Annotated in this window: 23 protein-coding genes; 12 read left to right on the top strand and 11 right to left on the bottom strand. The window is 68.6% G+C overall.

Annotated elements, in window-relative coordinates:
* Positions 1-304: 304 nt before the first annotated feature.
* A complete protein-coding gene (locus ACH9D3_RS03045; protein WP_396409802.1) occupies positions 305-886 on the bottom strand; it encodes a dihydrofolate reductase family protein in 582 nt (193 codons plus the stop codon).
* 314 nt (positions 887-1,200) lie between these two features.
* On the opposite strand from ACH9D3_RS03045, the gene ACH9D3_RS03040 reads away from it, so the two are divergent.
* The 5 genes from ACH9D3_RS03040 to ACH9D3_RS03020 all read left to right on the top strand — a co-directional run bounded on the left by ACH9D3_RS03040 (position 1,201) and on the right by ACH9D3_RS03020 (position 4,896).
* On the top strand, positions 1,201-2,091 hold the full coding sequence (locus ACH9D3_RS03040) for an AraC family transcriptional regulator (RefSeq protein WP_396409801.1): 891 nt from the start codon (positions 1,201-1,203) through the stop codon (positions 2,089-2,091).
* Between the two features lie 449 nt (positions 2,092-2,540).
* Complete coding sequence (locus ACH9D3_RS03035) at positions 2,541-3,377, top strand: sigma-70 family RNA polymerase sigma factor (protein WP_396409800.1); 837 nt, start codon at positions 2,541-2,543, stop codon at positions 3,375-3,377.
* Between the two features lie 88 nt (positions 3,378-3,465).
* A complete protein-coding gene (locus ACH9D3_RS03030; RefSeq protein ID WP_396409799.1) occupies positions 3,466-3,702 on the top strand; it encodes a hypothetical protein in 237 nt (78 codons plus the stop codon).
* Between the two features lie 46 nt (positions 3,703-3,748).
* Entirely contained in the window at positions 3,749-4,114 is a 366-nt protein-coding gene (locus ACH9D3_RS03025; RefSeq protein ID WP_396409798.1) for a YdeI/OmpD-associated family protein, read from the top strand.
* 167 nt (positions 4,115-4,281) lie between these two features.
* Positions 4,282-4,896 carry a DNA alkylation repair protein gene (locus tag ACH9D3_RS03020; protein WP_396409797.1) on the top strand — a complete coding sequence of 205 codons (615 nt, stop codon included), beginning with the start codon at positions 4,282-4,284 and terminating at the stop codon, positions 4,894-4,896.
* Between the two features lie 117 nt (positions 4,897-5,013).
* Here ACH9D3_RS03020 and ACH9D3_RS03015 read toward each other — a convergent pair whose 3' ends face one another.
* The 6 genes from ACH9D3_RS03015 to ACH9D3_RS02990 all read right to left on the bottom strand — a co-directional run bounded on the left by ACH9D3_RS03015 (position 5,014) and on the right by ACH9D3_RS02990 (position 9,589).
* The gene (locus ACH9D3_RS03015) at positions 5,014-5,436 is read right to left on the bottom strand and encodes a DUF4440 domain-containing protein (protein ID WP_396409796.1); all 423 of its coding nucleotides are present in this window, start codon (positions 5,434-5,436) and stop codon (positions 5,014-5,016) included.
* A 152-nt stretch (positions 5,437-5,588) separates the two neighbouring features.
* Positions 5,589-5,756, bottom strand: coding sequence for a hypothetical protein (locus ACH9D3_RS03010; protein WP_396398893.1), 168 nt, complete (start codon positions 5,754-5,756; stop codon positions 5,589-5,591).
* Positions 5,757-5,980: 224 nt separating this feature from the next.
* Complete coding sequence (locus tag ACH9D3_RS03005; protein WP_396409795.1) at positions 5,981-6,427, bottom strand: VOC family protein; 447 nt, start codon at positions 6,425-6,427, stop codon at positions 5,981-5,983.
* A gap of 426 nt (positions 6,428-6,853) precedes the next feature.
* The gene (locus ACH9D3_RS03000; protein WP_396409794.1) at positions 6,854-7,570 is read right to left on the bottom strand and encodes an SRPBCC family protein; all 717 of its coding nucleotides are present in this window, start codon (positions 7,568-7,570) and stop codon (positions 6,854-6,856) included.
* 11 nt (positions 7,571-7,581) lie between these two features.
* The gene (locus tag ACH9D3_RS02995) at positions 7,582-8,340 is read right to left on the bottom strand and encodes a helix-turn-helix domain-containing protein (RefSeq protein WP_396409793.1); all 759 of its coding nucleotides are present in this window, start codon (positions 8,338-8,340) and stop codon (positions 7,582-7,584) included.
* Between the two features lie 601 nt (positions 8,341-8,941).
* Positions 8,942-9,589 (bottom strand): small multidrug efflux protein, encoded by a 648-nt coding sequence (locus tag ACH9D3_RS02990; protein ID WP_396409792.1) that lies wholly within the window; start codon positions 9,587-9,589, stop codon positions 8,942-8,944.
* A 211-nt stretch (positions 9,590-9,800) separates the two neighbouring features.
* Here ACH9D3_RS02990 and ACH9D3_RS02985 point away from each other — a divergent pair, with 211 nt between their 5' ends.
* Together ACH9D3_RS02985 and ACH9D3_RS02980 are read left to right on the top strand one after the other, a co-directional pair.
* Positions 9,801-10,574 (top strand): helix-turn-helix domain-containing protein, encoded by a 774-nt coding sequence (locus tag ACH9D3_RS02985; RefSeq protein ID WP_396409791.1) that lies wholly within the window; start codon positions 9,801-9,803, stop codon positions 10,572-10,574.
* Positions 10,567-11,286, top strand: coding sequence for a GOLPH3/VPS74 family protein (locus ACH9D3_RS02980; RefSeq protein ID WP_396409790.1), 720 nt, complete (start codon positions 10,567-10,569; stop codon positions 11,284-11,286). Before ACH9D3_RS02985 ends, ACH9D3_RS02980 begins: the two co-directional genes overlap by 8 nt.
* Before the next feature lie 304 nt (positions 11,287-11,590).
* Here the strand turns inward: ACH9D3_RS02980 and ACH9D3_RS02975 are convergent, their stop codons facing one another.
* Entirely contained in the window at positions 11,591-12,520 is a 930-nt protein-coding gene (locus ACH9D3_RS02975) for an EamA family transporter (RefSeq protein ID WP_396409789.1), read from the bottom strand.
* Positions 12,521-12,592: 72 nt separating this feature from the next.
* Between ACH9D3_RS02975 and ACH9D3_RS02970 the strand changes: the two genes are divergently transcribed.
* Complete coding sequence (locus ACH9D3_RS02970; RefSeq protein ID WP_396398901.1) at positions 12,593-13,525, top strand: LysR family transcriptional regulator; 933 nt, start codon at positions 12,593-12,595, stop codon at positions 13,523-13,525.
* A gap of 252 nt (positions 13,526-13,777) precedes the next feature.
* On the opposite strand, the gene ACH9D3_RS02965 is transcribed toward ACH9D3_RS02970, so the two are convergent.
* Positions 13,778-14,314 carry a hypothetical protein gene (locus tag ACH9D3_RS02965; protein WP_396398902.1) on the bottom strand — a complete coding sequence of 179 codons (537 nt, stop codon included), beginning with the start codon at positions 14,312-14,314 and terminating at the stop codon, positions 13,778-13,780.
* Positions 14,315-14,779: 465 nt separating this feature from the next.
* Between ACH9D3_RS02965 and ACH9D3_RS02960 the strand changes: the two genes are divergently transcribed.
* From ACH9D3_RS02960 to ACH9D3_RS02945, 4 genes are all read left to right on the top strand, one after another.
* On the top strand, positions 14,780-15,529 hold the full coding sequence (locus ACH9D3_RS02960) for an IclR family transcriptional regulator domain-containing protein (RefSeq protein ID WP_396409788.1): 750 nt from the start codon (positions 14,780-14,782) through the stop codon (positions 15,527-15,529).
* Between the two features lie 81 nt (positions 15,530-15,610).
* Positions 15,611-16,600, top strand: a complete 990-nt coding sequence (locus ACH9D3_RS02955; RefSeq protein WP_396409787.1) for a 2Fe-2S iron-sulfur cluster-binding protein — start codon at positions 15,611-15,613, stop codon at positions 16,598-16,600.
* A complete protein-coding gene (locus ACH9D3_RS02950) occupies positions 16,597-17,832 on the top strand; it encodes a cytochrome P450 (RefSeq protein WP_396409786.1) in 1,236 nt (411 codons plus the stop codon). Before ACH9D3_RS02955 ends, ACH9D3_RS02950 begins: the two co-directional genes overlap by 4 nt.
* A 42-nt stretch (positions 17,833-17,874) precedes the next feature.
* Positions 17,875-18,846 carry an ABC transporter substrate-binding protein gene (locus tag ACH9D3_RS02945; RefSeq protein ID WP_396409785.1) on the top strand — a complete coding sequence of 324 codons (972 nt, stop codon included), beginning with the start codon at positions 17,875-17,877 and terminating at the stop codon, positions 18,844-18,846.
* A gap of 504 nt (positions 18,847-19,350) precedes the next feature.
* On the opposite strand, the gene ACH9D3_RS02940 is transcribed toward ACH9D3_RS02945, so the two are convergent.
* On the bottom strand, positions 19,351-20,556 hold the full coding sequence (locus tag ACH9D3_RS02940; RefSeq protein WP_396409784.1) for an alpha/beta fold hydrolase: 1,206 nt from the start codon (positions 20,554-20,556) through the stop codon (positions 19,351-19,353).
* A gap of 38 nt (positions 20,557-20,594) precedes the next feature.
* A complete protein-coding gene (locus tag ACH9D3_RS02935; RefSeq protein ID WP_396409783.1) occupies positions 20,595-21,341 on the bottom strand; it encodes an SDR family oxidoreductase in 747 nt (248 codons plus the stop codon).
* Positions 21,342-21,359 lie beyond the last annotated feature (18 nt).

The following is a 21,359-nucleotide window of genomic DNA, read 5'->3' as shown; positions in this document are numbered from 1 at the left end:
GCCAGGGGCGTAGGCCGGCAGCCGGCGCCCCGCCGAGCACCCCGGCAGCTGCATCCCGGCGCCGGGGACCCGCTTCGATCCCCACGGCCACGTCGCTGCCGGGGCGCACGGTGCGCTCCCCGGGATTCGGGCCCTCGTCGAACTCCACCTGCATCGTCGTTCCCGCGGGCAATGTCCGGTAGCCAGCCGTATGTAAATCGGGGGCGGAGACACAGTCAGACGTCATCTGTCCGCGCATCAGTCCCGAGGCCCGACCGTGTGTCACCGTCCGCAGTGGATTCCTTTGCACCACCGCTCAGATGGGTCAACGGCGCACCCGATAACGCAGATGAAGCACCCGATTGCCCTGAATCACCACGTCGGGGCCCTCCAACAGGTGCTGTGCGTGGACCGATCCGAAGTAGCGCTTGCCGGACCCGAGCACGACGGGTACGACGTCCATGCGCACCTCCTCGACCAGGCCCGCGGCAAACACCTGGCCACCGACGTCACCAGCGGCGACCTCGACGATGCGCTCACCCGCGAGCTCCTGCGCCTTGGCCACGGCTGCCTCGACGCCATCGACGAAGTGAAACGGCGCCCCGGGGTCCCACCCCTCGGGCGCCGGCCGGTGCGTCACGACCACCACGTGGTCGACTCCTGCCGGAGGCTTCCCGTCCCAGCCGTCCGTGGTGTCGAAGACGTGGCGGCCGACGACGGTTGCCCCGATCTGGTCCCAGTACGGCCTGGTGTAGTCGTAGGACTCCTGCGACACTTTCAACGCCCCGCTCCCGTCCAACGGCACGTCACCGCTGAGCAACCAGTCGAACAGCGCTCCGGGCTGGTCGTTCTCGTCCGCGATGAAGCCGTCCACCGACACCGAGCTGTACATGACCACCGTGCCCACGGGCCCTCCTCCGCTTTGGGACCGGCCCCGACCTAGCGGGGCGTCAGCTGTCGCTCCTGTACGAAATCTATCGGCCGGCAGCGGCCAGCTGTCCAGCACCTGGCCGAGATGTCCGCGCAAGAACCCTCACTGCAGTGCCGTGGATTCGGCACTCGATCGGAGCCAGAGCAGTTTCCGACACTCGAGCCACCACGGGGTACGCACCGCGGCATCGACCGGAGGCGCCCGACCAGGAAGGGCACGGATCGTCGGGCCTTCCCATCCGCCAGCGGCCTAGCGTGGACTTGTCACCAGAAACGCAGGAGAGGCCGACCATGGATCCGTGGAACAAGGCGATGGCGCACATCGAGCAGCAGCTCGCCGAGGGGGCCGCGCACCGGGCCACCGGTGAGATCGATATCACCGCCCTGGCACGGACCACCCTGACCTCGCAGTACCACTTCCGGCGGATGTTCTCAGTTCTGGCGGGTATGCCCGTCTCGGAGTACATCCGGCGCCGGCGCATGACGATTGCCGCCTCGCCCGTGCTCGCCGGTGAAGAACCGCTGCAGGACATCGCCGTGCGCTTCGGCTATGCCTCAGCCGACGCCTTCAGCAGAGCGTTCCGCGCCGTGCACGGAGTAGGTCCCGCCCAAGCCCGACGCTCCGGTGCGGTACTACGGTCCCAACCTCGGCTGCGTTTCTCCCTCTCAGTAGAAGGGACACACCCGATGGACTACCGACTCCAGGACGAAACAGCATTCACGCTCGTCGGGCGACGGCGCAGGATCCCGCTGGTCCACCACGGCCCGAACCCGGCGATGGAGCAATTCCGCGAAGAGCTGGGCCTTGACGCGCTCAGAGACATCAGTGCTCTCTCCTCGAGGCGCCCGCCTGGCGTGCTGGCCGTGAGCACGGACTTCGCTGAGGACCGGGCCGACGGCAGCACCTTCGAGTTCTGGTTCGCGGCGGCCACCGACCACCCCCGGCAAGCGGGCAGCGAGTACGAGACCCGGGAGGTCCCCGCTCACCGGTGGCTGGTACTGAGCTCACAGAGCATGGACACCGAAGAGATCCAGCACCTGTGGGTGAAAGCCTACGGTGAGTGGTTCCCGGCCAACCCCTATCAACCGCTGGCAGACCCCGAGCTCCTCGCCACCATCTTCGACCAGGACGGGCACCCAGACCACGCCGAACTGTGGCTGGCGATCGCACCCACGGACTGACTCCTTCAGGGCTGATGCACGGAGGGCTGCCATCTGGTCTGGCCTACCCGTGGGACGGCTTGACAGGCTGTTGCCGGGCTCGCTCCCTATTCCCAAGAGTTCCGTGATGACGTCGTGCGTGTGGACTGGGCCCGCGAGGACGGTGTGACCTTCGCGCAGATCGCCAACCTCTACCGCAGCACGGTCCGCCGCTAATCCGCGTTACGTAAACTCATTAGGACAAACCGCCCTCCACCCAGTATCCATGACCGACCGGAAACTGCACAGCGGCACCCTCGGACCTCCGCTGTGCCCGCCCTGCGGGCAAGCCAGATCAACGTCACCTGATCGCGCGGCAGTCCCCCCGGTCCCAGGGGCACCCACCGGTGTGTGGTCACACCCGGGCCAGCTCGTTCGTCGAACATGGGACAGGGGCAGGGACGAGGATGAAGGCATGCAAGGTGAGTGTCGTGGATGAGACGGAAGTCTTTGAGGCCGAGCGGCCACGCCTGCTGCGCATCGCCACCCGACTGTTGGCCGACCGTGCCGAGGCCGAGGACGTCGTGCAGCAAGCCTGGCTCCGGCTGCACCGGAACCAGGCGGAGATCGAGAGCCTGCCCGCCTGGCTGACCACGGTGACCACTCGGCTGTGTCTGGACCGGCTGCGGGCACGGATCCCCATCCCCCGCGCCGAGCTGGCACCGGCCGAGACCGCCCCGGACCCGGCCGAGGCCGTCGTGGTCGCTGATGCGGTCGGGGTCGCTCTGCAGCTGGTGCTCGAGAAGCTCTCGCCGCAGGAGCGTGTCGCCTTCGTCCTGCACGACAGCTTCAGCGTCGAGTTCTCCACGATCGCCGCGGTCCTGGACACCACCCCGGTGGCCGCGCGCAAGCTGGCATCCCGCGCCCGCTCCAAGATCGCCATGTCCACTCCCGGGGGCCGGCCGGCCGCTTGGGAAGTCGTCGACGCGTTCATGGCGGCCGCGCGACAGGGCGACTTCCAGCACCTGGTGCGCCTCCTCGCCCCCGACGTTGCCATCACGGCCGACGACGCCGCGATGCGCACCGGCACCCCGGAACGCATCAACGGCCCGGACGAGGTCGCGGCGTTCTTCAACGGTGGCGCCCACGCCGCGCTTCCGGTGTTCTTCGGCACCCGCCCCGCCGCCGCGTGGTTCCACCGCGGCCAAGCGAAAGTCCTGTTCGACTTCACCGTCGTCGACGGCCTCGTCGTCCACATCAGGTTCCGCGCCGAACCCGAGGCGCTGGCGCAGGTGGTGCGGCGCGACGGGCAACAACGACGCGACTGACGAGGCCGATGGTCACACTCCCCGCACCCCGTTCGTCAAAGGGTCGAACATCACCACGCTGAACAAGAGCACCGGAAAGGAACCGCAGATGAAGACCATGACCTGCCACCAGCTGGGAGGGCCCTGCGACCTCGAGCACCACGGCGAGACCGCCGACGACGTCATCGCCGCCCAGGACCGCCACCTCAAGGACGCAGTGAAAGCCGGTGACACCACCCACCAGCAGGCGCGCGAAGAAATGAAAGGCCGCTGGCGGCACCCGAAGCAATCACTGGGCTGGTACCGCGACATGAAGCAGACCTTCGCCGATCTCCCCGAGACCTGACCCTGCCCCCACGCCACTGAAGTAGCGACACGAGAGCGAGAACCCCATGACCACAACGCAAGAAGCGGCGGCTGCACCACCGAGGAAGAGCACACAGGACTCGTCCCCGCCACGTTGCCATGGCCCTGCGAACGACCACCACGTGCCTGGTGGGGTCGTGCACAAGCTACCAGCGGACCTGCGCGAGGCCTTGATCGCCAACGCCACGGCCCTTGCCGCCTGGAAGGACATCACGGCCTTGGCACGTAACGAGTTCATCTGCTGGGTTGAGGATGCCAAGCAGGCACCGACCCGACAGCGCCGGATCCGCCGGACCCAGGAAGAACTGGAGGAGGGCCAGCGCCGGCCTTGCTGCTGGCCAGGATGTCAACACCGTGAACGCACCGACCGAGAACGCGGCGAACCCGCATAAACGGGGTCTCCCACAGGATCTTCTCCTGGAACCACGTTCCCGTGGAAGATGTCCGGTAGCGAGCCATATGTAATGGGCAGGGCCTGCACCCGGGTCCGCACCGCCTCTACCCCACTGTGCGACGTCATCGCTGCCGACACTTCACGGTGATGGTCGACTGTGGTCGGATGGGTGACGTGAACGCGCCACTCGTGACAGCCGCAGACGTCGAGCGGGCACTGATGGATGCCGCCGATCCCGCGGAGATCGGAAAGATCCGCAAGCGAGTACGCGAGGACGAACCCGTGTTCGGCGTAAGGATGGGCGCGCTGTTCGAGATCGCCAAGACGGCCGCCGATGCTGCACCGGGCGAGCTCGACACCTTGTTCGAACATGCCGCCTACGAACCCCGCATGACCGCTTTCTGCATTCTTGACTTCCGCGCACGCCGCAGACTCTCGGACGAGGAACGCGCAGTGTACGGCAGCACATATCTGGGCCGGCACGATGCGATTACCGCGTGGGACATGGTCGATCGGGCCGCGCCGCGCGTCCTGGGGTGGCCGCTGATGATCGGCGTGCTCGGTGACCCCCGTCTGCTCCTGGAAGATCTGGCCCGATCGGCCGATCCGCTACGTCGGCGGTCAGCCATCACAGCACCCTTGTGGTTCATCAAGCAGGGTTCCGCGGCTGATATCGAGCTGGGAACGCACATCGCCACGATGCTGGACGACGACCCCGAACCACTGGTTCGCTCGGCAGTGAAAACGTATCGCAAGCACACGGTCTCATCCGCCCGGTGAATGCAAGGCCCGACGGCGGCAGCGCGGGATCCCCAACTGCAACACCGCCCTCGCGGAAAATGGCCGGTAGCCGGGCCATATGCAAAGCAGCGGTCGCCAATGGTCTCGACACGAGAATCAAGAATGTGGCCTGGCGGCGGTGTAGTGCGTGAGCTCGCACGCCCAGCGCCCGTTGCGTCGGACGAACACGTCCGTGGTCCACTCATCGGCCTCGAACTGCTGGCCCCGGTAGTGAGTCGTGTTGGTGACTCGGGCGGTGAGAACTGCGGTGGCCCCCAGGACACGGACCCGAGTCGGGCCGACGACTCCCATGGCCGAGTGGGTCAGCGCCCCGGAGGCGACGAGGTCGAGGAACTCCTGGCCCGGGGAGATTCCCGCATCGGAGACCAACACCCAGTCCTGCGTCACGAAAGCGGCGATCCGGTCCGCGTCGTTGGCCACGATGGCCTCCGCCCAGTTCCGGGCCACCGCCAGCAACTCAGCCTCCACCACCTCGGTCGAGGACGAGGTGGTGGAGGGGTCCGGGGCGTTTCTGGCCATACCGCAGTGTCGCAGGCCAGAACGGCTCCGGGATAGAGCGCGGGCCGCGGCGCCGGCCCTCGCCGATTCATGCGCCGCAGCTCGTGAACCGGGACAGCCGTAGTGGGTGATGTCAGCGGATCCAGGACCTCTACCCGCTGGCTCCGGATCGGTCAGCGCTTGGGCCCGATGGATCGACCACGCGCCCAGGCGCCGACGGCCACCCCGGCCAGAGCCCAGAACGCCCCGGCGCCCACCCCTGCCAAGACGATCCAGAAGGGCACCTGCAGCTCATCGTCGAGAGAGGGCCGGGGCCCGGGAGCATTCGCGTTCTCAGTCATGGCCGCATGATGGCACGTCCGCCCGGACGGGGGAACACCTGCCGCATCAACGTTGCCGTCCGGACACGTCGCAACTGCGCCGAGGACGGCCCCGGCAACGAGGCAGGAACTTACCGAAGAGCAACGGATCTCTCACGCCGTTCCGGCCACAGGCCCGGGCCGCCCGTGGCAATGGATGCGGTGGTCAGCCGCCTCGTCCGGAAGATTCCTGAGCCCCGGTGCCACTACTCGACGGGGGCCTGCGGATACTTGGCTTGGACGGCCTCCCAGTCCCCGGTCGCGGCGATCGGGTCCATCCACATGACCTCCCACGGGTGCCCGTCGGGATCGTTGAACGTCCTGGACCGCATGAAGCCGTAGTCCTGATGCGCGCCTTCTTCCGCACCGGCCTCCAGCGCCTTGTCCACAAGGTCATCAATGAGCTCGGGAGCCTCGACGCTCAGGGCGTGAATGGCCGCGGCGGTGGTGGTCGTGTCGGCGATGGCCTTGGGGGTAAACCGCCGGAAGTGGTCGTGACTGAGCAGCATGACGTGAATGGTGTCACTGATCACGATCGCCGCGGCGTTCTCATCGGTGAAGTCCGGGTTGGGAGTCCATCCAAGGGCTTGGTAGAAGGACTGGGACTTCTGGACATCGCTGACCGGCAGATTGATGAACACTTGCTGTGCCATGGGCTTTCCCTTCGGCGTACGTCCTGGAGCTTGGTGACGAGGCCGCCTCGCGCCCTCCACCGCATCATGCTCCCCAGCCACCGCGCTGCTCCACCATGGCCCCAACCATGACATCCAGTGCACAGAGGGCAGCGGCCACGCAGCCAGCGCGTTGAGCCGCAGGAACCCCGAAGAGCGGGAGACGACGCGCAGCCTACTCGTGTCATAACGGCACGCCCGAAAGACGCCCTGCTTGAGGAGAACCTGAGCAACCGGCGTCATGGGCGTAGGCATATTGGATGCATTGGGCACCCAGTTCCATGGTCAGCATGCGGACCGCCAGGATGGCGGCAGGGCCTGCTGCACAATCACGTGACACTCCAGCTGGCCTGATGGCCGCCATTGGACCATATGTGAAGCGGTGGGGATGGACGGGACCCGGCGAGGTCAGGCGAACACGCGTGCGAGCCAGTCCGACCACCCCTGTTCGGTGGCCTCTCGATCGATGTCGGCGTAGATGTAGTGGCCTACGGCCTGGGGCATGCCCATCACCGAGTTGTCATGGAAGCGGTAGAGACCGTCGGTGGTGCGCAGCGCGAGGAAGTTGACGAACTCGGGGTAGGCGAAGTCGACAACGCCCTCGAGGGCGGGCAGACCCTGCGGGGTCAGGCGCAACTGCTGTCCCTGCTCGAAGGGCCCCGCCACGCCCAGGGCCTTCTCCAGGGTCGCCCACGAGTCCGGGGTCGCCGAGGTCGGCGGTCCCTGGGCGGTGACGAAGGAGGCGGGCCGGCCGGCGAAGTGCTTGAGGTACTGGGCCAGGGTGTGCAGATACATGTCCCAGCCGTAGCCGGTCAGCTCACCGAAATCGAACTCGGCCTCCCAATCATCGCCCAGGTAGCCGCTGTGGACGAAGGTGAGGGTGGTGGTGCTGTCGTCGTCGGCCGACACGAGGTACTCGAAGGCGTGGAAGGCACCGTTGGCGGCCTCCGGGGTGCGCACGGCCAGGCGCTCGTTCTCGGTGGCCTCGACGTCCATCCCCTCCATCGACTGGTAGGGGTCCGGGGACCAGGCGGCCTGGCCCTGCGGGGTGGCGATCGTCCGCCACACCTGCTCGGGGGTGGCTTCCAGGACGATGGTCTTGCGGATCTCGAAGCTCTTGGCCATCACGGTGCTCCTCAGCGATGTTGCGCGGCGGACCCGGCGGCTCCGGGCGGCCTATCGGTCGGCGGTTCGGAGGTGGGCGGTTCGGTCGTCGGCGGTTCGGGCGTGGTGGTACCGGACGATGCGGCGGTGGCTGGTGCGGCCGAGTGCAGGTGGGTCGTGGACGCCGGCCTGGCCGGGTCCTCGGGAACCGCAGGGTGCAGGGCGATGATCAGGCGGTTGAGCTTGCCTGTCCCGGCCGTCCCGGGCTGCTTGTCCGTGTGGTGCTTGGCCACCAGCTCGGTCACGGCGGCGGAGAGCTCCTCGGTGAAGGCGGCCCGATCCGCCGCGGAGGCGAAGCGGATCCGGCCCTCGATCGCGAAGGTCGCCACCGGCCGACGCGCCTGCTGCGCCCCCGTGAGCAGCGTGCCCACGTCGCGCACCAGCCGGGAGGCCAGGGCGAGCAACCAACGAGCCGACAGCCGGTCCGGAGCACGGCTCGGGTCGGGCTGGATCCGCCCGAGCGTGCCGGGCGAGATCACGTAGGCGGCGGAGGTGGCCTGCAGCATCCGCTCGGTGAAGTTCCCGCGAGGCCGCTCTGCCACGAGCTCGACCAGGCCGTGCTGTTCGAGGACCTTCAGGTGGTAGTTCACTTTCTGGCGGGGGATGCCGAGCCGGGCGGCGATGGTGGACGCCGACCCGGGCTCGACCAGGTCCGCCAGGATCTGACGCCGCAGGGGATCCAACGACGCCTCCGCGGCGGCCGGGTCCTCGATGATGCTCACCTCGTGCATACGCCCACCCTCCCCCTTGACAAATATTTTTGTCAAGGGTCGGCGTGCGAGCCGAACTACACCGCCATCCGTGAAGAACCCGCTAACACTAATCTGGGTCATCAGTGTGCCCCCTGCAATGGGGGGTTCTCCTGGCGTTAGCGCTGCTCTGTCTTCCTGAGCCGGGTGCTCCCGGCATTCACTCACCGAATACGACACGACCGGTCGACAAAGGGCATCCGGCGGCATCGTGCGGCGGTGGGCGCTTGCGAAGTACCAGCCTTCCACCCCCTTGTGTCCGGGCGTAGTGCCTCCGTGTTCTCGCCGCGACGTTCACCGCCGTGTCGATCACTTCGACGAGCAGCGTTGACCACTCCGAGCCGGCCACACCGGACGTCGCGACGCTCACCGGGCCATTCGCCGGTCGGACCCTCGAGTGGGAGAGCCACCCTTGGAACGATGTCGGCCCACCGCTCGAAGGCGCAGACCCCTCCAATGGGAAGTGCGACGTGCACCTCAGGCGACGACTCAGCGGAGCGCGCTTCACCGATAGCGCACATCCCGTCGCCGGGCATCCGCCCGAGCGACAGGGTGCGCGCTCGTGGCGCTCCGGCGCGTGCTCTCACCAACCGAGGAGCGCGAGGACGCCGGTGGCAGCCAGTGCGACTGCACCCGTCCACAGGACGATGGCGATGGCCTGCCAGAGGATGACCCACTGTTTCGGGACACCCGAGGCGACGAAGAACGCGGCGGTCAGCATGGTCGGGAGCGCGAGCGGCGCGAGGATGCTCGCCCCGGGGACGCCGAACCGGACCATCCATCGACCCAGGCGCGCACGGCCCTTCTCCCGCCTGGTCGGTCTCGCGTTCGGACCGCGCACATTGTCATCGGTCGCGGGCTGCTCCAGCGAGCGGATCGACGCGGTACCGGATGCAGCACTTCGAGACACCGTTCCGGCACTGGCCCCGTGAAGGGGCGCGACGGCGGCGAGACCATCGACCTGCGTCGCTCCACGCGTCGCTGCACGCCGGGCAAGACCACGCTCACGGATACGGGACCCGAGGAACACCACGCCGACCACGCCGAGGATGTTGCCCGCTGCTCCCGCGATCGCAGCGACAACGGGGTTGATGCCGGCGATGATCCCCAGAGCCGCGGCCCCCTCGCCCTCGATGTAGGGGATCGCTGCGGCGACCGCAACGATCAGCGGCTGGAGGATATCGGGCACCTGCTCGATGAAGATTTGCAGCCCCTCGTACGGATTGTTCATGTCGGTTCTCACTTCGCGGTCTCGATGCGGTCTGATCGATCGACCAGCCACGTGAGCAGTCAAGACCGTGTGCTCACCACATGGTCAAGCGCTGCTGTGCTTTCCCCGGGCTGGGGGGAACGCTCTTGACTCTGTTCCGAGGACAGGGTCTTGAATGGTCTCGATCGCTGCGCCTGGACCGTCCGGAGGCAGCCCACGATTGGAGCCCGGCATGGCCTGGAGCACACGTGAGATCGCGGAGCTCGCCGGAACGACGGTGAACACGATCCGCCACTACCACCGATCCGGCCTGCTCGAGCCGCCCGAACGCCTGTCCAACGGCTACAAGCAGTACGGGGCACGGCACATCGTCCGGCTCCTGCAGATCCTCAGGCTCCGCGACCTTGGCGTACCGCTCGGGCAGATCGAGTCGGTGGGTCCCGGTGGGGAGACGCCGGGGGCGGCCCTGCGGGCGATCGATGCCGACCTGGCCGTGAGCATCGAACGGTTGCAGCGTGCACGTGCCGAGATCAAGGCGATCCTGGCCGGGACGACAGCGACCGACGTGCCGGCCGGCTTCGAGAATCTCGCCGGGCGATTGTCGACTCCGGACCGTGCCCTCATGCTCGTGTACGCCCAGCTCTACGACGAATCCGCCATGGCAGATCTGAAGACAATGGTGGAGTCAGAGACCGATGACGGGAGCGCGGAGTTCGAAGCGTTGTCGGCCCAGGCCGGCGACGCACAGCGACAGCGACTCGCCGAGACGCTCGCCCCGCAGCTCGCCCAGCACCTCACCGACTATCCGTGGCTGACCGACCAGAAAGGGCGAATGTCGAAAGGGCCGGCGATCACCCAGGAGGTGTTTCGCGCGACCGTCGTGGAGCTCTACAACGAGGCTCAACTGGATGTCCTCGGCCGTGCCAGCGTCATCGTGACCGAGCAACTCGGCGCACGATCCGACTCGACACCTGACACCGACGCAACAACAGATCAGCATGAGTGACGACCTCGAATCGCGCACCACCGACGGGGCCACGGCGCGAACGGCCGACGGGCCACTGCTCGTCGAGGACGTGCTCCTGCTGCTCTTCCAACCCGATTCAGGAACGATCGCCGGCGAGAACATCCTCTTCTACGTCCTGGGTGGAGCGGTCCTCGGCGACCTCGCGCTCACCGGCCGGGTGGAGGTGCACAAACACGGGGCGCTGAGCACGCGCGTGCACGCCGTGGGCGATCCGTCGTCGCCCGACGAAATCCTCGCGCCCGCGCTCTCTCACGTGTCGGAGAAGCCACGGAACCTGCAGACGATCCTCGCCGCCCTCGGCCCGCACCTGCGCGAGCCCGTGCTGGATCGCCTCATCGAGCGCGGCGACGTGAACCGGGAGCGGGGCAAACTGCTCGGCATCTTCCCCACCGCGAGACTCGCCCTCGGGAGTGGACGCCGAGCGGAACTGATGATCAAGGTGCGTGTCGCGCTCATCGACGGTGAGAAGCCCGAGCCGCGGATCGCCGCGAGCATCGCGCTCCTCTCGGCCAGTGGCACACTTCCCCAGTTCCACCGCGAGATTCCATGGAGCGGCGATGTCTCCAACCGCGGCCATGAACTCGAGCGCGGCGACTGGGGCGCCGCTGCGGCCTCTGACGCGGTGACCCGCACCATGGCCGCCGTCATCGCGAACTCGGTCATCGCCGCGACAATCCTCCCCCGGACGTAGCACCGCGCGGCCACAGGCGGATCATCACGCGACACGGCGTTGCCCTGATTCAGGGCGTACGACCAACGTTCATGCCGCCCACCAGTGACCAGAACACAAATCCTCATCCACGCCCGAAAGCCGCTCTCTCACCGTGCACGCCCCAGTGCCACCACTCGCCCACGAAAGGTCCTCGGATGGGCGACGCCGGCGACCGTGTTCACCTCGAAAATGTCATGCTGAAACCAGTCCGGTGTTGCGACGAGCTGTTGAATCCGCCTGCCGCCACGGGGTCAGTTTTCACGTGCCGTCGACAACCACTCCCTTACCGGGACGTCTGAGCGATTTCGGGGCTGAGTCCGGTGGTGTGGCGGTGGTGGGTCTCGGCGCGTTGTCCGAGGTAGGTGCCGGTGATGATCAGCACCGCGCCCGCAGCTGCCACGAGGGTCAGTGTCTCATTGCCGAGGCTGATACCGATGGCCACCGCCCAGATCGGCTCGGTGCCCATCAGCAGGCTGACCCGCGACGCCGAGGTCTGGCGGATCGCCCAGGTCTGGACCACGAAGGCGAACACGCTGCAGCCCAGCCCCAGGTAGAGCACCGCCGCCCACTGGGCGGACGTGAAGGCCTGTACAGCACCCACCACCCCGGAGGGGTCGGCGGCGGTGAACACCACCGCGCACACCACCGCCTGGATCAAGGTGAGGTTCACCGAGCTGAACCCGCTCCCCCGGGTGAGTCCGGCCAGTGCGGTCACGTGGATCGAGCGCACCAGTGCTGCACCCAGCACCAGCCCATCTCCTGTTCTCGGGGCGTGCAGTCCGTCCCCGGACACCAGCAGGCACACCCCGACCACTGCCACCGCCCCGGCCACGAACACCGCCCGCGGCACCGGCACCCGCGCAGCGGCTGCTTCCATCACGGGGGTGAACACCACGGTGAGACTGATGATCAGCCCCGCATTGGTCGCACTGGTGCCGGCGATCCCGTAGGTCTCCAGCACCAGCACCCCAGCCTGGGTGGCTCCCAGCACGATCCCCGTGGTCACCTCCCGACGGGACGGGACGCACCGGAGCAGCATCCACCACCACGCCCCCAGAGCGATCGCGGTGATGATGAACCGCAGGGAAAGGATCGTGGGGACGCTCACGACCCCGGTCAGGGTCTTGGCCGCGAGATAGCTGCTGCCCCACACCACCGCCACCAGCAGCAGCAACAGGTCGACCCGGCGAGAAGCAACAAAGGATGTCAGCACCCGTCCACCCTCACCGCCCGCCACCGTGAAGACCAGAGACGGGTTACTGCACTGAGGGTTTAGGGTTTGCTTATGGATTTGCACCAGCTGCGTCTGCTGCGCGAGCTCGGGGACCGCGGCAGCGTGGCCGCCGTCGCCCGGGCGTTCTACGTCACCCCCTCGGCGGTGTCCCAGCAGCTGGCCGCCTTGCAACGCACCACCCCCGTACCCCTGACCCGTAAGCAGGGCCGGACCCTGGTGCTCACCGGGGCCGGCCAGGCCTTGGCACAGGCCGCGGTGGGAGTCGCCACCGCGATGGCAGCCGCCGAGCACGCCGTGACCCAGTACGTGGAGGACCCCGCGGCCCCGGTCAGCGTGGCCGCCTTCCACAGCGCCGGACTGGCCTACTTCCCCGCACTGCTCCAGGCCTCCGCCGACGAGGAGGCACCCGTGGTGAGCTGCCACGACCGCGACGTCGCACAGGAGGACTTCCCGGCACTGACCGCCGACTTCGACCTGGTCATCGCCCACCGCCTGGAACACACCCGCCATTGGCCCGAGACGGTGCAGGTCATCCCACTGGTTCGCGAACCACTGGACGTCGCCGTGGCCGCCCACCACCGACTGGCCCACCAGACCCGCGTCAACCCGGCGGACCTGGTGGGTGAGCACTGGATCTCGGTGCACGAGGGGTTCCCCCTGGACCAGGCCCTGCACCTGCTGGGCGCGGCCACCGCACAACCGGTGGACGTCACCCACCGGATCAACGAGTTCTTCGTGACCTCCGCCGTCGTAGCCACCGGCCACGCCATCGCCCTCATGCCCCGCTACACCACAGCCGCCCCCGCCGACGCCCACATCGTGCTCAAACCCCTGACAGGCCTTTCTCTCACCCGCAACATCGACGTACTAGCTCGCCCCGAAGCACTGCACCGCACCGCAACACGCACCGTGCTCACCGCTCTCCAGGACATCGCCGGATCCCCAGCGGACAGGACACCGCCCCAGACGGCCACCGAGCAATGACGGAACCCCTACTGCAGCACCCGGTGCGTGACATCGTTTCTCTGCCGTCGTCCGCGTCGGGTCGGCGCGGCAAGAACGTGCGTCGCCCCGATGCGGCCGGGGCGCGAAGCCAGATCTGACTCCAGGGACAGTGGTGACGCAGCCCTGGGCGGTGGGTATAGTGAGGAAGGCGAGGGGCAGTAGCCCTGAGAAGTAAGCCAGGCAGTCATCCGGACGGTTCGACGAGCCTGGCTCGCGCATTTAAAAGACGCATCAGGTCAACATGCAAACCTCAGAGACCAGCGGGCCCGCCATTCCGACCCATGGTCCACGCTTTTGGTAGCACCAGGCCACCGCATCGGAGACCCACAGCAACGGCTCCTCGTGCGCCTTCGGGAAGGCATAGCGGGGACGGTGCTCGTAGCCGGCGAACGTCCGCGCCAGGACCCTCTTGTCATTGTCGAACGAGGAATCGTCCTTCTCCAGGTAGAGGTGCTCGACCTGACAGACCGCGACGTCCTCCGCCAAGGCGGTCAGGCACAGCGGCCGGGCCTCCTTGTCCTTGAGCCCCTTGGCCACATACACGGACACCGCGACGTTGAGACGGGCGAAGTCCTTGAGCAGCTTCTTGCGCCGGTCGTCCCTCTCGTCAGTGAAGTGGATCCGCTTCTGCTTCGGCAACAACAGCGCCCGCACAGCTTTGCGGGTGGCATTCACATCTCCGGCGGCCACCACGCTGGCGGCGACGTAGTACCCGCCGACCTTGGACTCGTCGACGAACACATGCGAGTGAGGGGCGTACTCGGGCACCGAGAAAGACTATCGGTGCCCGAGTCACGGAACTTCCACCGCGACATCGCGCTGGAAGAGATCCATCGGTCGGACGGGAGATCCAACAGATGTGACAACTCCCGTGGCCTGTTGGCCGCTATCCGGCCATATGTCAAACAGAGAACTCCTAGCGGCCTCCTCCAAGGTCAACAGCCGTCCATTCCCCGACGACCGTCCACGACTGAGAAGTGCCCCATGTTGGGACGCCGCTCATACGTCAGCCGTGACCGGGTGGCCGATGCCTGGACCATGTGTCGAGCCTGGCGTGTTCGACGTCCCCTGCGGCTGGAGGCGGTATCCGGAAGTGTCGGTGAATCCATTGCAGGCGCGGCCGCGCTGATGCCGGATCCGGAACTCGCTCTTGGAGTACCGGAACTCGTCTAGGTAATGTGGTGTCCTTTCCGATGAGGTGCACTGGATGGGGTGGCGCCGGAAGGGGAGAACATGGCGCGGACCCAGTCCGGTGCATCCCTTCTCTCCCGTGCGGTGCGCCTCGTGGAGGCGTTCCGTCAGGGCGAGGAGTGGCTGACTGTCACCGAGTTGGCCCGGCGCACCGGCCTGCACCTGGCCACGGCCTCCCGGCTCGTGGCCGAGCTGACCGGGCACGGCTGGCTGGAGCGGGACGAGGCCCGCCGCGTCCGGCTGGGCGTGCGGCTGTGGGAGGTCGCGGCCCGGGCCTCGTCCGCCCTGTCATTGCGGGAGGCGGCGATGCCGGTGCTCGAGGACCTGCACGCCCAGGTCCGGCAGCACGCCCAGATCGGCGTCCTGGACGGCACCGAGGTGCTGTTCCTGGAACGGCTCAGCGCCCCGGACGCGGTGGTGAACTTCACCCGCATTGCCGGGCGGCTGTCCCTGCACGCCTCCTCGTCCGGGCTCGTGCTCCTGGCGCACGGCGACGCCGCGTTCCAGGAGGAGGTGCTCGCCGGTCCCCACGAGGCGTTCACGGACTCGACGCCCACGGACCCGGAGCAGCTGCGGCGGATCCTGGCCCGGATCCGCCGCGACGGCTCCGCGTACTGCCCGGGATACCTGCACCCCGACGCCACCGGAATCGCGGCACCGGTCCTCCGGCGCGGGACGGTGGTGGCGACGCTGTCCGTCGTCGTGCCCAACGTCCCGCAGTCCCGCCAGTGGGAGCCGCTGCTGCGGATCGCCGCCGCCACCGTGACCCGCCGGCTCGACGGAACGGGCTGATCCCTCTCGACCAATGAGAGTGCTGTGGTGTGTGACCCAGGGCACACCAAGACTTGAGGACATCCGCACCGAGGAGGTCCGATGTCCACCGCACTCCCGATCCCCGTGGCCCCTTCCGCCGACCGCGGCCGCACCGGCCTGGTCGTGCTCGCCAAGGAGGCCGTCTCCGAGGACACCGTCGCGCTGACGCTCGCCGCCCCCGACGGTACCCGGTTGCCCGACTGGAGCCCCGGCGCCCACCTCGACCTGCACCTGGGAGAGGGCCGGATCCGGCAGTACTCCCTGTGCGGCGATCGCTGGGACCCCACGACCTACCGGGTCGGGGTGAAGCTCGACCCCGCCGGACGCGGCGGCTCCCGGTACGTCCACGAGCAGCTGCAAGTGGGCGACGTGGTGCCCTTCGGCGGCCCGCGCAACACCTTCCGGATGCACCCGGCGGCTTCCTATCTATTCCTGGGCGCCGGCATCGGGATCACGCCGCTGCTGCCCATGATCGACCAGGCGGTGCGCCTGGGCGTGCCCTGGCGCTGTGTGGCCTTCGGCCGGACCCGGGCGTCCATGCCGTTCCTCGAGGAGCTGCTGTCCCACGGGAAGAACGTCGAGTTCCACGAGACGTCCGCCGTGGGGCACGGGGACCTGCGGGAGACCATCGGTGCGCTCGACGGCACCGCCGGGGTGTACGCCTGCGGGCCGGAGCGCTTCCTGGCCCCGCTCCTCGAGCTGGAGCCCGAGCTGGTCCTGCCCGCCGGCGGGCTGCGCGTGGAGCACTTCACGGCGGACGCGGGCGCCGCGCTGGCCGACGGCACCCCGTTCGAGCTCGAGCTCGCCCGCAGCGGCAGGGTGCTCGAGGTAGCCCCGGACCGGACGATCCTCGATGCCCTGCGCGCCGACGGCCACGGCGTGCTGGCCTCGTGCGAACAGGGCCTGTGCGGGACGTGCGAGACCGACGTCCTCGCCGGCACGCCCGACCACCGGGACTCCGTCCTGGCCCCGCACGAGCGGGCGGCCGGGGACTGCCTCATGGTCTGCGTCTCCCGCTCCCGCACACCTCACCTGACCATCGACCTGTGACCGCCCGAGCAGAGAGCGACGCGCCCATGACCGTCCCCGCCTCCACCGTCCCCGTCCTGAGCGAGGACCCGTTCGGCGACGACGTCCTCACCGACCCGTTGCCCTTCCACGCGGCGCTGCGCGAGGCCGGGCCGGTCGTGCGCCTCGCGGCCTACGGGATCTGGGCGATGGGCCGCTACGCCGAGGTCCACACGTCCCTGACCGACTGGCAGGGCTTCCAGTCCGCCGCCGGGGTGGGGCTGTCCGACTTCAAGCGCGAGAAGCCCTGGCGTCCGCCGAGCTTGCTCCTGGAGGCCGACCCGCCCCAGCACGACGCCCCGCGCCACGTCCTGGCGAACGTGCTCAGCCCTCGGGCGCTGAAGAAATTGCGGCCCGCCTGGGCGGCGGACGCCGAGGAGCTCGTGGCCGAGGTCCTGGCCGGTCCCAGCGAGTTCGACGCCGTCGCCGGTCTTGCCGAGGCCTTTCCCCTGCGCGTGTTCCCCGACGCCGTCGGGCTGTCGCAGGGCGGCCGGGAGCACCTCCTGCCCTACGGCGACCACGTCTTCAACGCGTTCGGCCCGGTCAACCACCTGGTCGAGAAGGGGCAGCCCCGCGTCGCGGAGCTCGGGGCCTGGGTCGCGTCCCGGTGCACCCGTGACGTGCTCGCCCCGGAGGGGTTCGGCGCCGACATCTGGGCCGCCGCCGACCGCGGCGAGATCACCCCCCAGCAGGCGCCGCTCATCGTCCGCTCCCTGCTCACCGCAGGCGTCGACACCACGGTGCACGCCCTCTCGGCGATCCTGCACTCGTTCGCCGCCCACCCCAACGAGTGGACCCGCCTCCGGGCGGACCCGTCGCTGGTCCGCACCGCCTTCGACGAGGCCATCCGTCTCGAGTCCCCCGTCCAGACGTTCTTCCGGACGACGACGCAGGACCTCCGGGTGGCCGGTGCCGACATCCCCGAGGGGGAGAAGGTGCTGCTGTTTCTGGGCGCGGCGAACCGGGACCCACGGCGGTGGGAGGACCCGGACGACTTCGACCTCTCCCGCGACCCGTCCGGGCACGTCGGCTTCGGCATGGGCATCCACCAGTGCGTGGGCCAGCACGTGGCCCGCCTCGAGGCCGAGGCGCTGCTGCTGGCGATGATCCCGCGCATCCGGCGGATCGAGCTCACCGGGCCGCCTCAGCGCCACCTCAACAACACCCTGCGCGCCTGGGGCTCCCTGCCCGTGCGCGTCGAGCTCGAGCGCTGAACAGCACCCCCGATCCGTCCCATCACCGACGAAAGGCCCGTCATGTCCCGCATCGGAACCCGCCCCGGAACCGTCCTCGTCCCCCTGTTCGCCGCCCTGACCCTGGGCCTCACCGCGTGCGGAGAGGGAACGGGCGCATCCGCCGAGGAGGAGGGGTTCACCGCCGTCCGCATCGGGTACTTCCCGCTGGTCCACACCGCCACGGCGGTGCACGCAGAGCAGGCGGGTCTCTTCGAGGCCGAGGACCTCGACCCCGAGCTGGTGCCGACCTCTGGGGGCGCGGCGGCCATCCCCGCCCTGGTCTCCGGGGACTTCGACATCACCTACACCAACTACACCTCCGCGCTCCTGGCCGCCGAGAAGGGCCTGCCCCTCCAGCTGGTGGCCGGCAACGACGTCGGCGCCACGGACCACGGCGTGTTCGTCGCCGCCGACTCCGAGCTGCGCGCACCCGCCGACCTCGCCGGGAAGACCGTGGCCGTGAACAACCTGCAGAACATCGGCACCGTGGCCTTCTACGAGCACCTCGGGGCGGCCGGGCTCGACCCCCGGGACGTCGACCTGGTGGAGATGCCATACCCGGACATGAGCGCCGCCCTGGAGCGCGGGGAGGTGGACGCCGTCTGGCAGGTCGAACCGTTCCAGGCGATGGCCGAGCAGGCCGGGCACCGCAAGATCTTCGACCTCTTCTCCGGGCCGGTGGAGGAGATGCCGGTCGCCGGCTGGGTCACCACGCAGGAGTTCGCCGAGCAGAACCCGGAGACGGTGGCCGCCTTCGCTCGCGCCATCACCGCCTCGGGGGAAGAGCTGCAGGACGACCAGGAGCAGCTGGTGGAGCTGGTGCCCACCTACACCCAGGTGAGCGCCGAGCTCGCCCAGGACGTGGAGATGCCGGTGTTCCAGGGCGGACTGGATCTCGAGAAGCTGCAGCGCACCGCGGACCTGATGCAGCAGCACGGCATCACCGGCGACCGGCTCGACGTCGCGGACCTCGTCGCGGAACCGGTGCGCTGACCACCTCCGAGTGCGTCCACAAGACATAGTCCGTCCTAGGCACCGCTCCCGTCACTCACACGTCCACATCCTCCGATAGGACGAAGGAACAGCCCGCGCTCCGCCACTTGTATCCGCCCCGGCACGGTACGAGTTCGGACGGGACCCTTTGCTGCAACGCTGGGTTCGTAGATGGTGGCCGGTCGCCGGACCATATGTGAAGCTGCGGAGCCCAACCGCTCTGGTATCCGTGTCCACGGGCCGACCAACGACTGCACGGCCACACCTTGGACATGGGCTGGGTCTATCCCTTGTGTAAACCAGATCAGACGTCACCTGATCAGGCATCGGGCCCGCGCCTCTTACACCGTTGTTGCCGACGGTGCGACTGAGAACTCTCATCAGCCCGTGCTGGCCAGAACCGAAGGCACGCAGTCGGGGATCTCTGCTGCACGACCGGGGTGTGGAACGGGCAGATGCTCGTTCCACACCCCGGCGCTGTGCTTGTTCTGGTTACCTCGTGGGTTACCGTCCGAGTGCTCCGGCAGCTTCCTTGCCGGAGGTCAGGCTTCCTGTCGTGAGCTCCTGGAAAGTTCGGGTGACCCAGTCCGTGATGAATGCGCTGACGTGGGGGAAGTGGTCCAGGCCGATGTGCTCGGCCCCGCCCTCGTCCCGCGTGAAGATCCGCAGCTCCCGCTTGGGGCTGTTGACGGCCTGGTCGTAGGAGCGGTGGGCGTACTCGAGCGGGATCTGGCGGTCGTTCTCCCCGTGGGCGATCAGGAACGGCACCGTGATTTTCTCCACGACTCCGTCGAGGTGGACGTCGTCGGCGAAGTCGATGAAGGTGTCCAGGTCCTCGTGACCCCACACCCACAGAACGTGCTCCCAGTAGTGCGGGACGGGACGTTCGCCCTCCCGCTCCAGGCGGCGTCGCTGCACGGCGCCCCAGTTGTGATTGGCGCCCCAGGCCACGACCAGGGCCAGGCGCTTCTCGAAGGCGGCCGCGCGGGGGGCGTAGTAGCCGCCCAGGGACCAGCCGACCAGCCCGATTCGGGTCGGGTCGACGTCGTCGCGGGTCTCGAGGTAGTCCACGCAGGCGGTGGCCCACTCCTCGGAGTCGATCTGGGAGGTGAGCCCCTGCAGGCGCAGGGCCTCTCCGGTGCCGGGGGTGTCGACCATCAGCGTGGAGATCCCGCGGGCTGCCATCTCGGCCGGGAAGGGGGAGACGTACATGTGCTCCTTGGTGGAGTCCAGGCCGTTGAACATGATCATCACCGGGACGGGGCCGTCAGCAGTGGCCGGGGCCTGGGTGTAGTAGGCCGGCAGGGTGGTGTCGCGGAAGGGCACGGCCACCCGGGTGGTGGCCGGGTCGGCCAGCCGGAAGGCGTGCTCCATCAGCTCGAGGCACCGACGGTAGGTGTCCCGGCGCACCGGTGAACTGGCGGGCTGCATCCGTTCGGCGGTGATGAGGTAGTTGGCGGCCCTCGCGTAGGTCTGCCCGGCCGTGCGGGTGCGGCCGGCGGCCTCCATCTCTTGAGCCTGGGCCACGAGCTGGTCGACCAGACCTGTCCACACGGCCAGGAAGTCCTCGGTGCCGGCGTCCTCGCCGCGGGTGGCGGCCTCGCGCAGCGGACGGCAGGCGCGGTCGATCTCGTCGATGAGGCCACCGCTGTTGAGCGCGCCGGTCACGGCGAAGCTCCAGACGTAGTTGCCGGGGAAGTACTCGAACATGGCAGATCCTTTCGGGGAAACAGTTGGTCCAGGGAGACTCAGCCGGGCAGGACGGCCGACCATCCGCCGTCGACCATGAGGTTGGCGCCGGTGACGTAGGAGGCTTCGTCGGAGGCCAGGAAGACCGCGCACCCGGCGACCTCCTCCGGCGTCCCGATCCGGCCGAGCGGGACGTGCTCGGCGATGGTGCGCATTGGGTGGTCGTCGGCCAGCAGATCGGCTTCGGTGGCCGGGGTGCGGATCATGCCGGGGCTGAGGCAGTTGACCCGGATCCCCGCCGGCGCACCCTCAGCGGCCAGTTGTCGGGTCATGGCTACGACCGAACCCTTGGTCGCGGTGTGGGCGAGCCGGCCGTTGGTCGTCGATCCGCTCACACCGGCGGTGGAGCCGACCAGCACGACCGCGGACCGGCCGGCGGCGGCCAGCAGGGGCCAGACGGCGCGCACCGGCAGGAACACGACGTCGACCTCATGCCGGAAGTTCCATCGCCAGTCGGCGTAGGAGATCTGCTCCAGGGGCGCGAAGCGGGTGGCGGCAGCGTTGGCGTAGAGAACGTCCACACGCCCGTGGGCCGTGCCGATCTCCAGCGCCCACGCGGCCACGGCAGCCTCGTCGGCGAGGTCCACCCGGCGGGCGTCCTCGGCCGCGCCACCTAGGGCCCGGACGGTGGCGACGGTCGCCGCCGCCCCGTCCAGGTCGAGGTCACAGCCGACGACCGTGGCCCCTTCCCGGGCGAAGGCCAGGGCCGCGGCACGGCCCTGGCCGGAGGCGATGCCGGTGATCACGACGACCTTGCCGTCCAG

The organism is Kocuria kalidii, assembly GCF_044462225.1.
GTDB classification, from domain to species: Bacteria; Actinomycetota; Actinomycetes; order Actinomycetales; family Micrococcaceae; genus Kocuria; species Kocuria kalidii.
This window is presented reverse-complemented; position numbering and strand designations above follow the sequence as displayed.